This window comes from Allosphingosinicella vermicomposti (genome assembly GCF_003012815.1).
GTDB classification, from domain to species: domain Bacteria; phylum Pseudomonadota; class Alphaproteobacteria; order Sphingomonadales; family Sphingomonadaceae; genus Allosphingosinicella; species Allosphingosinicella vermicomposti.
In genome coordinates, this window is the sequence record NZ_PXYJ01000001.1 from 482,128 (window position 1) to 495,284 (window position 13,157).

General features: G+C 62.6%; 11 protein-coding genes. 4 read left to right on the forward strand and 7 right to left on the reverse strand.

What is annotated here, in order from left to right; genetic code table 11:
* Positions 1–60 precede the first annotated feature (60 nt).
* The 5 genes from C7I56_RS02350 to C7I56_RS02370 form a co-directional block, all read right to left on the reverse strand.
* Entirely contained in the window at positions 61–834 is a 774-nt protein-coding gene (locus C7I56_RS02350) for an enoyl-CoA hydratase (protein ID WP_106639593.1), read from the reverse strand.
* A gap of 102 nt (positions 835–936) precedes the next feature.
* Positions 937–1,986 carry an enoyl-CoA hydratase/isomerase family protein gene (locus tag C7I56_RS02355; RefSeq protein ID WP_106638928.1) on the reverse strand — a complete coding sequence of 350 codons (1,050 nt, stop codon included), beginning with the start codon at positions 1,984–1,986 and terminating at the stop codon, positions 937–939.
* 118 nt (positions 1,987–2,104) lie between these two features.
* On the reverse strand, positions 2,105–3,247 hold the full coding sequence (locus C7I56_RS02360) for an acyl-CoA dehydrogenase family protein (protein WP_106638929.1): 1,143 nt from the start codon (positions 3,245–3,247) through the stop codon (positions 2,105–2,107).
* 28 nt (positions 3,248–3,275) lie between these two features.
* Entirely contained in the window at positions 3,276–3,653 is a 378-nt protein-coding gene (locus tag C7I56_RS02365; RefSeq protein ID WP_106638930.1) for a hypothetical protein, read from the reverse strand.
* Between the two features lie 18 nt (positions 3,654–3,671).
* Positions 3,672–5,168 carry a CoA-acylating methylmalonate-semialdehyde dehydrogenase gene (locus C7I56_RS02370; RefSeq protein WP_106638931.1) on the reverse strand — a complete coding sequence of 499 codons (1,497 nt, stop codon included), beginning with the start codon at positions 5,166–5,168 and terminating at the stop codon, positions 3,672–3,674.
* Between the two features lie 95 nt (positions 5,169–5,263).
* On the opposite strand from C7I56_RS02370, the gene C7I56_RS02375 reads away from it, so the two are divergent.
* Complete coding sequence (locus C7I56_RS02375) at positions 5,264–6,271, forward strand: fumarylacetoacetate hydrolase family protein (RefSeq protein WP_106638932.1); 1,008 nt, start codon at positions 5,264–5,266, stop codon at positions 6,269–6,271.
* A gap of 51 nt (positions 6,272–6,322) precedes the next feature.
* Here the strand turns inward: C7I56_RS02375 and C7I56_RS02380 are convergent, their stop codons facing one another.
* Complete coding sequence (locus C7I56_RS02380) at positions 6,323–7,099, reverse strand: peptidase associated/transthyretin-like domain-containing protein (protein WP_106638933.1); 777 nt, start codon at positions 7,097–7,099, stop codon at positions 6,323–6,325.
* Positions 7,100–7,228: 129 nt separating this feature from the next.
* Between C7I56_RS02380 and C7I56_RS02385 the strand changes: the two genes are divergently transcribed.
* Positions 7,229–8,566, forward strand: coding sequence for a M28 family peptidase (locus C7I56_RS02385; protein WP_106638934.1), 1,338 nt, complete (start codon positions 7,229–7,231; stop codon positions 8,564–8,566).
* A gap of 38 nt (positions 8,567–8,604) precedes the next feature.
* A complete protein-coding gene (locus C7I56_RS02390) occupies positions 8,605–11,103 on the forward strand; it encodes a ribonuclease R family protein (protein WP_106638935.1) in 2,499 nt (832 codons plus the stop codon).
* 83 nt (positions 11,104–11,186) lie between these two features.
* On the opposite strand, the gene C7I56_RS02395 is transcribed toward C7I56_RS02390, so the two are convergent.
* Complete coding sequence (locus C7I56_RS02395; RefSeq protein ID WP_106638936.1) at positions 11,187–12,347, reverse strand: hypothetical protein; 1,161 nt, start codon at positions 12,345–12,347, stop codon at positions 11,187–11,189.
* A 181-nt stretch (positions 12,348–12,528) separates the two neighbouring features.
* On the opposite strand from C7I56_RS02395, the gene C7I56_RS02400 reads away from it, so the two are divergent.
* Positions 12,529–13,101, forward strand: coding sequence for a DUF1579 family protein (locus tag C7I56_RS02400; protein WP_106638937.1), 573 nt, complete (start codon positions 12,529–12,531; stop codon positions 13,099–13,101).
* The last annotated feature ends 56 nt before the right edge of the window (positions 13,102–13,157 follow it).

Consider the following 13,157-nt stretch of genomic DNA (forward strand, 5'->3'; position numbering starts at 1 on the left):
GCACGTTTCACACGCCCTTCGACAGGCTCAGGGCTAGCGGGGCGTTTTTGCGGGGTCAGCTTACCGCCCGTTCCACTCCGCCTTCCGCTTGTCGACGAAGGCGCTCATGCCTTCCTTCTGGTCCTCGGACCCGAAGAGCCCGTGGAACAACCGACGCTCGAACACAATGCCCTGCGCCAGGCCCATCTCGAAGGCGGCGTTCACCATTTCCTTGTTGGCGATGGCGGCAAGCGGGCCCATGGCCGCGATCGTTTCTGCGGTCTTCAGCGCCTCTTCGAGTAGCGAAGCTGCGGGCACCACTCGCGCGACGAGACCAGAGCGTTCCGCTTCCTCTGCGCCCATCATCCGGCCGGTAAGGCACATTTCCATTGCCTTGGCCTTACCGATTGCATGGGTCAGTCGCTGCGATCCGCCCATGCCCGGCGTCACACCCAGCTTGATCTCCGGCTGGCCAAATTGCGCATTGTCGCCCGCGATGATGAAGTCCGCCATCATGGCGACCTCACAGCCGCCGCCGAGCGCATAGCCCGCCACCGCCGCGATCCAAGGTTTGCGCGTGGCCGTCACCTTCTCCCAGCCGGAGAAGAAGTTCGACGCATACATTTGGGCAAAGCCCTGATCCTGCATTTCCTTGATATCCGCGCCCGCCGCGAAAGCCTTTTCGCTACCGGTCAGCACCGCGCAACGCTGGCTGTCGTCCGCATCATAGGCGGCGAAGGCGGCGATCAGCTCATTCAGCACCGCCGTATTGAGCGCATTCAGCGCCTTCGGGCGATTGAGGGTGATGAGCGTCACCGCCCCACGTTGTTCGACCAGGATGTTTTCGTAGCTCATCATTCTCGTCCTAAGCGTCATTCCGGCGAAAGCCGGAATCTCGTGACCGAAAGGTTCAGCGCTCCGCCCTCGCTGAGATCCCGGCCTTCGCCGGAATGACGATTAAGCGGCTAGCGGCGTCCATTCCTCGCCTTCCGGCATCGGCGCGAAGATGGTGTCGATCATTTCGTCCGTTACACCCTCGGGCGTGTCGGGATTCCATTTCGGTGCATTGTCCTTGTCGATCAACACGGCGCGGACGCCTTCGATAAAGTCCGGCCGCACCACGACATGGGCGGCGATGCCATATTCCATCCGCATCTCGTCCGCGAAGTCGGTCATCACCGCGCCGAGGGCAAGCTGGCGGAGCGAAACCTTGCAGGCCTGCGGGCTCTTCGTGCGGAGCGTTGCAAGCTCGGTCTGCGCCCATTCGGACTCATCGGCTTCAAGGCTGGCGAGAATATCCTCCAGCCGATCCGATGCGAAATGCCGGTTGATGGTCAGGAGATTGTCGGCAACCCTGGCTTCCGGAACCGATGCTCCGGCCGTTCCCAATATGCCCTCGATCCGGTCCGGACGCGCGGCGATCTGCGCCTTGACGTCCTCCAGCTTCTCGCTCGGGCAATAATGGCTGGCGAGGCCGAGATATTTGCACTCGGCGCCATCCATCCGCGCGCCGGTCAGCGCCAGGAACTGGCCGACCCGGCCCGGCAGGCGGGACAGATACCAGCCGCCGCCGACGTCCGGGAACAGGCCGATTGCGGTTTCCGGCATGGCGAAGCGGGTATTCTCCGTCGCCACGCGATATTTGGCGGGCTGCGAAATGCCGACGCCGCCGCCCATCGTGATGCCGTCCATGAAGGCAATGATGGGCTTTTCATAGGTGAAGAGCAGGTGGTTGAGCCGATATTCCTCGTGGAAGAAGGCCCGGGCATCGGCGCCGTCCGTCGAGCCGCTTTCGGCCAGCATGCGCACGTCGCCGCCCGCACAGAAGCCGCGCCCTTCGGCATGGTCGATCATGACGGCTTCCACCGCCGGATCATCGCTCCATTCGATCAGCGTCGCGATCATGGCCGAACACATGTCCTTGGTCAGGGCATGGATGGCCTTCGGGCGATTGAGGCGGATGCGGCCGACACGGCCTTCGATCATGGTTATGATGTCTTCGGTCATCAGAAGTCCTTCGATACGGGCCTTCGCCGTTGCTCAGTCCCTACTCAGGACGAACGGAAAAGAAAAACCCGTTCGGCCTGAATAGCCATTGAGCTTGTCGAAATGGCGTATCGAAGGGTCACTGCCGCAACATCTCGCGCGAAACGATCACCCGCATGATCTGGTTGGTGCCTTCCAAAATCGAATGCACGCGAAGGTCGCGCCAGAAGCGCTCGATCGGATAATCCTGAAGATAGCCGTAGCCCCCATGCAGTTGCAGCGCACGATCAACGACGCTGCTGCCCGTGTCAGTTGCAAGGCGCTTCGCCATCGCCGCGAACTTGGTCTTGTCCGGTGCGTTCGCCGTCACCTTGGCAGCGGCGGTGTAGAGGAGGATGCGCGCGGCCTGAAGTTCGGTTTCCATATCGGCCAGCGTGAACTGCGTGTTCTGGAAGTCCGCGATCGGGTTGCCGAACTGCTTGCGATCCTTCGTATATTTGACCGCTTCGTCGAGGCAGCGTTGCGCGCCGCCGAGCGAGCAGGCGCCGATGTTGAGGCGACCTCCGTCGAGACCCATCATCGCGATGCGGAAGCCTTCGCCTTCGCCGCCGACGCGGTTCGACACGGGCACGCGCACGTCGTCGAAATTGACCTGGCAGGTCGGCTGCGAATGCCAGCCGAGCTTCTTTTCCTGCGCGCCGAAGCTAACGCCCGGCATGTCCTTTTCGATGACAAGGCAGCTAATGCCCTTGGGGCCATCTTCCCCGGTGCGGACCATGACGACGTAAATCTCATTCTCGCCGCCGCCGGAGATGAACGCCTTGGAGCCCGACACGACATAATGGTCGCCGTCCAGCACCGCCTTGGTCTTGAGCGCTGCCGCGTCGGAACCCGAGGAGGGCTCGGTGAGGCAATAAGAACCCATCTTCTCCATCGTCACCATCGACGGGAGATATTTCGCCTTGAGGTCGTCCGACCCGAAGCGGTCGATCATCCACGCGGCCATATTGTGGATGGAGATGAAGGCGGAGGTGGACGGACAGCCGTAAGCCATCGCCTCCATGATGAGCGCCGCCTCCAGCCGACCGAGCCCGATGCCGCCCGCATCTTCGCTCACGTAGATGGAGCCAAAGCCCAGTTCCGCCGCCGACCGGATCGTGTCCTTCGGGAAAATATGCTTCTCGTCCCACTCGCCCGCATGAGGCGTGATGGCGTCGGCGGTGAACTTTTGCGCCATTTCCTGGATCTGGCGCTGGTCATCGGTAAGGTCGAACTGGGTCATCCTGTCCTTCAATCTTGATCTGAGACGTTCAACTGCGCGAAGGAATTCCTTCCAGCGCCCATGCTTCGGCGGCTACGGGTTCATCGAACACCTGAAATTTCTGTCCGTGGAAAATGCGCTGAGCCTGCAGGCGGTTTAGGGTTGTCGCGGTGATGATGGCGACGCGTCCGCCAACGGCCCGCGACATGTCGTCCATGAGTTTCCCGAAGACTTCGGAGACCTCCGCCGATTGCACGGGCAGCTCCCGCCCATCGCCGAGGACCGACACGATCCGTCCGTTCCGCCCAACCTCGGCAGCTTTTGCAAGGAATTCGGCCGAAAAACGCGTGGCAATATCAGCATCCCAAAAGCCCGCCAGCTTGAGCCGGATCAGGCTTTTATCCTCGTCGAAGTCGATCTGATACATTTTGCGTTTGCCCTTGGATCAGCCCATCGTCGGAATGACGAAGGCATTCTCCCCAGTAACGGATCCGTCGGGCCAACGTTGAGTGACCGTCTTGGTCTTGGTCCAGAAACGGACGCCTTCCATGCCGTGCTGGTTGATGTCGCCATATGCCGAGCGCTTCCAGCCGCCGAAGGTGTGATAGGCGACCGGCACCGGGATCGGTACGTTGATGCCGACCATGCCGACATTGACGCGCGCCGCAAATTCGCGGGCGGCATGGCCGTTACGGGTGAAGATCGCGACGCCATTGCCATATTGGTGGTCGGAAGGAAGGCGCACCGCTTCCTCAAAGCTGTCGGCGCGGACGATCTGCAGGACGGGCCCGAAAATCTCTTCCTGGTAGCTCTGCATGGTCGGCTTCACATGGTCGAACAGGGTCGGGCCGACGAAGAAGCCTTTCTCATGCCCCTGAAGGGTGAAGCCGCGTCCGTCGACAACCAGTTCGGCGCCTTCATCGACGCCCATCTGAATGTAATTTTCGACCTTCTGCTTGTGCGCCGCGTTCACGACCGGGCCATAATGCGCTTCGGCATCGGTGGAGACGCCGACACGCAGCTTCTCGATCGCCGGGATGAGCTTTTCGCGCAGCGCATTGGCGGTCTTGTCGCCGACCGGCACCACGACCGGAAGCGCCATGCAGCGCTCCCCCGCCGACCCGAAGGCCGCGCCCGACAGGTCGTTCACCACCTGATCGAGATCGGCGTCGGGCATGACGATGCCATGATTCTTCGCGCCGCCCATCGCCTGGACGCGCTTACCTGCGGCGACGCCGCGCTTGTAGACATAGTGCGCGATGTCGGACGATCCGACGAAGCTCACCGCCTTGATATCCTCATGGTCGAGGATCGCGTCGACCATTTCCTTATCGCCATTGACGACCTGCAGGATGCCATCGGGAAGGCCCGCTTCCTGCATCAATTGGGCGAGGCGGACGGGCACGGACGGATCGCGCTCGGACGGCTTCAGGATGAAGGCGTTGCCGCAGGCGATGGCGACGCCGAACATCCACATCGGGATCATGCCGGGGAAATTGAACGGCGTGATGCCCGCGACGACACCTAAAGGCTGGCGCATCGAAAAGACGTCGATGCCGGGGCCGGCGCCCTGCGTATATTCGCCCTTCAGCGCGTGCGGGATGCCGCAGGAAAATTCGATGACTTCCAGGCCGCGCTGGATGTCGCCCTTGGCGTCCGCGATCACCTTGCCATGTTCGGAGGAGAGAAGGTGGGCGAGCTCGTCCATATTCTGTTCGACGAGTGCCTTGAAGTTGAACATCACGCGGGCACGGCGCTGCGGATTGGTCGCGGCCCAGGCGGGCTGCGCTTTCAGCGCATTGTCCATCGCCTTTTGAAGATCGGCGGCGGTCCCTAGGCGAACCTGCGCCTGGACGACGCCATTATTGGGATCGAACACGTCGCTCGTCCGCTCGCCCGACGCATAAGCCGCGCCGCCAATGAAATGATCGATATTCCGCATGGCATCCTCGAATGTGAGTCTTTTTGATCTGCGCTGGCCCTAGCCAAGCCTCGGCGGAAATGCCAGTTGGTTGGTCAAAGTGAAAAGGAGAGCGCATGAAACTCGGATCGCTGAAAGGTGGGCGCGACGGGCGCCTTGTCGTCGTCAGCCACGATCTCGCCTGGTGCGCGGACGCGACGCATATCGCGCCGACCATGCAGGCCGCGCTCGATGATTGGGATCGCGTGGCGCCGCAGCTCGAACTGCTCGCCACCGATCTTGCCCACGAAGCGATTCCGATGATGCGCTTCCACGAACGCAACGCCGCCGCGCCTTTGCCGCGTGCTTATCAGTGGGCGGATGGCTCGGCCTATGTGAATCACGTCGAACTGGTGAGGAAGGCGAGGGGAGCCGAGCTTCCCGAGAGCTTCTGGACCGATCCGCTCATGTATCAGGGCGCTTCCGACGAAATGCTTGGCCCCCGCGATCCCATCCCGCTCGCCGACGAAAGCTGGGGCTGCGACCTGGAGGCCGAGATCGTGGTCGTCACCGGTGACGTGCCGCGCGGCGTTTCCCGCGAAGAGGCGCTTTCACACATCCGCCTGGTCGGCCTCGTCAACGACGTGTCCCTGCGCAACCTCATCCCCGCCGAGCTCGCCAAGGGCTTCGGCTTCGTTCAGTCCAAGCCCGCCAGTGCCCTGTCGCCCGTCCTCGTCACGCCCGACGAGCTTGGCGACCGCTGGAAGGACGGCAAGCTTCACGGCGCCTTGAAGGTCGATCTCAACGGCCAGCCCTTCGGCCGCGCCGATGCGGGCGAGGACATGACCTTCGATTTCGGAACCTTGATCGCCCATCTCGCCAAGACGCGGAATATCGGCGCAGGCTCGATCATAGGCTCCGGCACCGTATCGAACCGCGATGCCGATGGCGGCCCCGGCAAGCCCGTGGCACGCGGCGGCCTCGGCTATTCCTGCCTCGCCGAAGTGCGAATGATCGAAACGATCCTCGACGGTAAACCCGCAACGCCGTTCCTCAAGAGCGGCGACACGGTCCGCATCTGGATGGAAGACGAGCACGGCCACGCCATCTTCGGCACGATTGAGCAGCAGGTCGTCAGCGCCTAAAAAAAGGGTCCGGGGCGACGGCTCCGGACCCTATTCATTCGTAACGATCGCTTAGCGCTTGCGCAGCTCGATCTGCACGCAATTGATGCAATAGCCCCAGTTCGAATCCCCGCGGCTCTTAAAATCGACCACGGTCGACTGTTGAAACGGGCTCTGATTATCGTCGAGACGCAGGGTCAGCGGACGACCGCCGAGGCGAGCCTGAACCCGATACCGGCCGATGGGAACGTCTTTGATGTTGCCATCGCGGTCCGGCTTGCGGGTGAGAGCCGTCCCGGCGCTCCCATCGATCAGCGGGCCGACTGGCTCCAGCGTCAATTCCACCTGGGGATAGGATTCCTCGCGAAAACCGGACTCATAAGTCGTGACGACCTCCACAGTGCCGCCATAAAATCCGCCACCAATTTCGTCGGGAATCTTACCTGTGAGCTTCCACGCCATGTTCCGCACGCCGCCTTCCTTGCCCGGAACCCAATTAGGGTTATCCGGATGAAGCGGCAGCGAGAAAGTGTCGCCGTTATAGCTCTTCTCGATCGAGCCGTGGACACGCCACCCGCCATCCCCGACGCGTACGCGGTAATTACCAGCCGCGTCGGTGATGGCCACCTTGTCCGTATCGTCATAGCTTCGTGTGGAATGGTCGATGTTCGTATCGTTCCAGTTGTAAACGTCCATGACGACCTTTGCGCCCTTCAGTGGCTTTCCCTGCGAATCCACGACGCGCCCTTGCACATAATAAGGCGCGGCGTTGCTTGCCGCCGGAACGCCACAGGAAATGAGTGCGGCGGCCATCAGGGCGGGATAGGTGAGGCGGTGAGCGTAAGTCATAATTTCCCCATGAAACTGAAGAGATGGATGAAGGGCATTTGATGCGCGCTGTCCCTATCCCATCGACAAAAGTGTTGCACGGGGCGACGAAGCTTGGTTCCTGATGCGATGTGCAACCAAGGGGGCGATATGAGAAAGCTGACCATGATGGGCGCCTTGCCCCTGCTGATCGCCGCTGCGCAGCCCGCGCAGATCGCGGATCAGGTGAGCGAGCAGAAGCTCCGCGCCAATGTCGAAAAGCTGGTGAGCTTCGGCACCCGCCACACGCTTTCCTCCCAGACCGATCCGAAGCGCGGCATAGGCGCCGCGCTCAATTGGGCGGAGGACGAGCTTCAGTCTTATTCCAAGGCCTGCGGAAATTGCCTGACGACCGCGCGTCCCGCCGACACGGTCACCAATCGCCGCATCCCAAACCCGACGAAGGTCGTCGATGTCATCGCTGTGCAAAAGGGCACTGAGCGTCCCAACGACGTTGTCATCATCACCGGCCATATCGACAGCCGCGTGACGGACGTGATGGATGTCACCTCCGATGCGCCCGGCGCCAATGACGACGGCTCCGGCACCGTCGCGGTGATCGAGGCGGCGCGGGTGCTTTCCAAGCACAAATTCCCCGCGACCATCGTCTATGGCGTGCTCTCCGGCGAAGAGCAGGGGCTGGTCGGCGCGAAGATCCTCGCCGACTATGCCAAGGCGCACGGCTGGAACGTCATCGCGAATTTGAACAACGATATCATTGGCGGCAGCTGCGGCTCCAACGGTGTGTGCGACGACGCCCACGTCCGCGTTTTTTCCGAAGGTCCGCGCTGGCAGGGCGGGCCCGATCTTCGCCAGCCGCAGCGCAGCCTGGGTGGCGAGAATGACTCGCCCTCGCGCAACCTGTCGCGCTGGCTCGACACGCTGGTCGACGATCTCTCCCTCGGCCTTGACGTCCGGCAGATCTGGCGCAACGACCGCTTCGGGCGGGGCGGCGACCACACCGAATTCCTCAACGCCGGTTATCCCGCCGTCCGCTTCTCGGTCGCGATCGAGAATTACAATGAGCAGCATCAGGATCTGCGCACCGAAAACGGCGTCGAATATGGCGACACCATCGACAAGATGGATTTCCCCTATCTCGCCAAGGTGACGAAGCTGAACATCGCGGCCCTCGCCGCCCTCGCCAGCGCGCCGCCGCCGCCCGCGCCGAAGGTCGAGGGTGCGCTGTCGACCGATACGACCCTGAAATGGGCGCCGGTTCCCGCAGCGACGGGCTATATCGTCCGCTGGCGGCCGACCGATGCCGCCCATTGGGAAAATAGCGTCCGCCTGTCCGCAACTGCGACCGGCCATGTCCTCAAAGGCATCCGCGTGGACGATTTCGTGTTCGGCGTCTCGTCCGTGTCGAAGGACGGATATGAAAGCCCGGTTGCATCCGCCGTGCCGGGTGGTGCGTTCCAGCCCTATGTTCCGGCGCCGAAGCAATAGACCTTGTTCTCGGCGCCCCAAGCGTCGAGAGAGGGTGAATGGCTAAACGACAATCGCGCGGTCTTCCGACACGGGAGCAGGTTCTCGACTTCATACAATCGAGCGACACGCCTGTCGGCAAGCGGGAGATTGCCAAGGCGTTCGGCCTCTCCGCGCAGGACAAGATCGGTTTGAAGGCGCTCCTGCGCGACATGGGTGATGAAGGGCTGATCGACAGCGGCCCGGGTCGCGCCTTCCACAAGATGGGCGGCATTCCCAAGGTCACGGTGCTGCGTGTGCAGGACGTGGACGATGGCGGCAACATCTGGGCCGTGCCCGAACGTTGGGAGGCCGAAGGGCCACAGCCCCGCATCCGCGTGCAGGAGCGGGGACGGAAGGGCGCTCTGGGAGTCGGCGACCGCATCCTTGCCCGCACCGAAGAGCGCGGGAATGGCTATATCGCTCACCCGATGAAGAAGCTGCTGAAAGGCAGCGAACTCGTCATGGGCGTCGTCCATCAGGAAGGCGAGCGTTACTGGCTCCGCCCCGTCGACAAGCGCGAGCGGCGGGAGCTTCCCATTTCCGACAAGGGCGAGGCGGAAGTCGGCGATCTCGTCCTCGCCGAAAAGACAGGGCGCCCCCCGCGCATTTCCGCCCGGGTCGACACGATCCTCGGCGATCCCTTCGCCCCCCGCAGCTTCAGCCTCATCGCTATTCACAAGCATAGCATTCCGCATACCTTCCCCGACGGCGTGATCGAGGAAGCCGAGCGCATGGCGAAAACCGATATCGGACCCTCCCAACCCGTTCGCCCTGAGCCTGTCGAAGGGTTGTCCTTCTCTTCTGCTCAGGACGAGAAGAAGGACAGGGCTTCGACAAGCTCAGCCCGAACGGGGTTTGGTGGCTTCGAAAGGGAAGACCTTACCCACATCCCCATCGTCGCCATCGATCCCGCCGACGCGCGCGATCATGATGATGCGGTCTGGGCGGTAGACGATGACGATCCCGCCAATGCGGGCGGCTGGAAGGCGATTGTCGCCATCGCCGATGTCAGCTTTTACGTCCGCCCCGGCTCGGCGCTCGACAAGGAAGCGCGGAAACGCGGCAACAGCGTCTATTTCCCGGACCGCGTCGTGCCGATGCTGCCCGAAACCCTCTCCGCCGATGTCTGCTCGCTTAAAGAAGGGGAAGACCGGGCGGCGCTCGCCTGTCACTTGCAAGTGTCGAAGAATGGCGAGTTGAAAAGCTGGCGCTTCACTCGCGCCCTCGTCCGCATCGCAGCCAATATCGCCTATGAGGATGCGCAGGCGGCGATCGATGCGCTCCCTACCGCCAAGCAAACACCGTTCGCTTCGAGCGAAGTCGAGAAGCGTGTCTCGACTACGCTCGACACGAACGGGAATGAGATTGTTGAAGTCTATTCTTCCCCCTGCTCGATGCCCGAGCTTGAACCGGCGGAACCTCCGGTCCCCGCCGATCTCATCGAAAACACACTAAAACCCCTCTGGGCCTGCTGGGCCGCACTCTACAAGGCGCGCGAGAAGCGCCAACCCCTCGACCTCGACCTGCCGGAACGCCGCGTCATGCTGGACGAGAAGGGCCGCATTCTCTCCGTCGCCCCGCGCGAACGCTTGGACGCACACAAGCTGATCGAAGATTATATGATCGCCGCCAACGTCGCAGCGGCCAAAGCGTTGGAGGCGAAGAAGGCGCCGGTCATGTACCGCGATCACGAACCGCCGAGCCGCGAAAAGCTGGTAGCCCTCAAAGAATATCTCAAAACCTTCGAGGTCGAATTCGCGCTCGGCCAAGTCGTCCGTCCCCAGACCTTCAATCATATCCTCGAGCGGATCGGCGAAGCCGATTTCCGCCCGCAGGTGATGGAGCAGGTGCTGCGCACCCAGACGCAGGCTTATTATAGCCCGGACAATCACGGCCATTTCGGCCTAGCGCTCGGTTCCTACGCTCATTTCACCAGTCCTATCCGCCGCTATGCGGACCTCATTGTCCACCGCGCGCTCGTCCGCGCTTATGGTCTTGGCGACGGCGGCCTGACCGATCATGAGGCCGAGGCCATGGAGGTGACCGGCGAACTCATCTCCCAACATGAACGCCGCGCGATGGAGGCCGAGCGAGAAACGATCGACCGCTATGTTGCCGCATACCTCTCTGATCATGTCGGCGAACTGGTCGATTGCCGGATCACCGGGGTTCAGCCCTTCGGCTTTTTCGCCACCGTGGTGGGCCTCGGCGGCGATGGCCTCGTGCCCGTCTCCACCCTCGGCCAGGACTATTTCCGCTATGACGAGTCAAGCCAGACCCTCACCGGCGACGAGACCGGCGAGCGTTATGCCTCCGGCCAGCGCCTGAAGCTCCGTCTCGCGGAAGCCAATCCGGTGAGCGGCGCGCTTCGGTTCGAACTGCCGGAGGGCGGGTCATACTCGCCCGTTCGCCGGGCGCTGAAGCGAGATGGCCGCCGCGACGGCAAGCCGGAGCGGCGGATGCAGGGCAAGCGGGGGCGGCCCGGTAATATCCGGCATCAAAGTGGCAGGCGCTGAAAATAGTGTTCCTGCGAAAGCAGGAACCCAGAGGCGCTGTCGAGCGGCTGGGCTCCTGCTTTCGCAGGAGCACATAAGTGCGATTACGAGTTCAGCGCCATCCGATGCTCTCGCTGGCCGACCGAGCGGTAGACGCGCGGCCCTTGATCGAGGCGGAAGGGCCCCATCTTGCCCGTCTGCTGCGCTTCGACGCCGACCATATAGGATTTCGACGTCTGGCCGGAGCCTTCATCCCATTCGTAAATGGCAGTGACGGCGACGATCGGTATGAACAGCGAGCGCCCGTCGATGGCGACCGGCTTGATGTCCGCGACCGGGATCGGCACTTCGCCTTGAATGGCTAGGCGCTCGCCGGGTGGCAGTTCCGAAGGGAGCGAGACGACCCGGCGTTGGAGCGGCGCGGCAAAGAATCTGCCGATATCGGCATCGACCTTTCCGCTGGCATTGAATATCCGCGCTTCCAGCCGGACGTTCTTCGCTGGCAGCTTGCCGTCATTATGAACGGTCAGCAGGAAGTGGACGATCGCTTCTTTGTCGCCAAGCACGGTCGAGGTCGGCTCGAACAGCAATTCGATGGACGCCCGGGGTCTAGGCGCGAGCGTCGCGGCGGCCGCTGCCGCGGCGACTGGTGCAGGCTCAGGCTCAGGCCGTGGTGGTTGAGGTGGCGGTGCGACCGCGCGCGCGGCGGTGCCGCCCGAAGCAGCGACGCGGGTCGAGCGGCCGCGACCGAAATAAAAGCCTGCTCCCAAGAGAACGAGGCCGCCCGCGATCGCAGGCCAAACGGGGAAGCTGTCGTCAGGATCCGAGGTAATGGCAGGCGCACGTGCCGCATCCGCCTGCGCTGGGCTTTGCTCAGGCAAAACCGGAATGGACGGCGGTGTCATGGTCGGCGTGGCGGCCGCCGGTGTATCAGCCTTGGCAGGCGTTGTTTCAGCAGTCTGCGCGGGTGTTGGCTGGGCTGCCTCGCGCCGTGCGTCCGTCCGGTTTTGCGCGGGCCTTTGCTTGGGCTGGCTCTGCGACGGCGCTGGTGGCGCGGGCACTACCGTGACCGGCACCGTCTGCTGCTGTTGCTGCGGACGCGGCGCGGGAACGGGCGGCTGAGTGACGATTTCCTCGCCCTTCAGATCGAAATCTTCGAGCGCGGGTGGGCCGACTACCTCGCTTTGGTTCTGTGCAAAGGACGGCGGGGCTATCGTCAGCACGGCCGCGCTCGCGAGCAATATTTTCAGGTTCGAAGTCAACATGGGTTTGTCGTCCCTATTCGCCCCGGCCAAGGAGTCCAGAGGCAAATGGCAGGCACTTGCGATGGGCGATCGAAAATGAGCGGTGAATGAACGAGACGGCCTTTGATCGAACATCTATCGGAGCGCTTCAAAAGCCTCTATTTCGCCTCTCATCCTTGATGGGGTTTTAGGGGAGAGGGAAATGCATAAAATTGCGATTTGGGCGTCCGCGTTGGCGCTTGTGAGCCTTGGCGGCGGCGTGGCCGCGGCGCAGCAGGCGGCGCCAGCATCCGCGCCGGCACCGGACAGGCAGGCAGAGTTCAAGGCCTTCATCGCCGACGCGGCGGGCACATGGGATGCCGACATCACATTTCCTTCGCAAGAGAAGGGCAAGCCCGACGACAAGGCGAAGGGCGTCATGAAGCGCACCGTCAAATCCGCCGGAATGTGGCTGCTTGATGAATTTTCGGTCGACGGCACGCCTTATCAAGGCACCGCCATCCTCGGCTATGACAGCGTCACTGGCGGCATGGCTGGCGTCTGGACCGACAATAATCAGCAGCAGATGCGCTTCGACAAGGGCCGTTGGGATGCGGAAAAGAAGAAGCTGACCTGGCATGCCGATGTGCCGGGGCCGACGCCCGGGACGTACCAGCGCCTTCTCTTCACCGAAGAAGTGAAGGGCCCCGACGTTCACGAATTCCGGAGCGTCGCGCTGTTGCGCACCGGCGAAGTGCCGTTGGTCCATATCGTGTTCACCCGCCGCAAGGGCTGATCGTTTCGAAGGGCGGCGGGTCTTATCCCCAGCTTTCTTGGGCAGCCCGCCGCTCC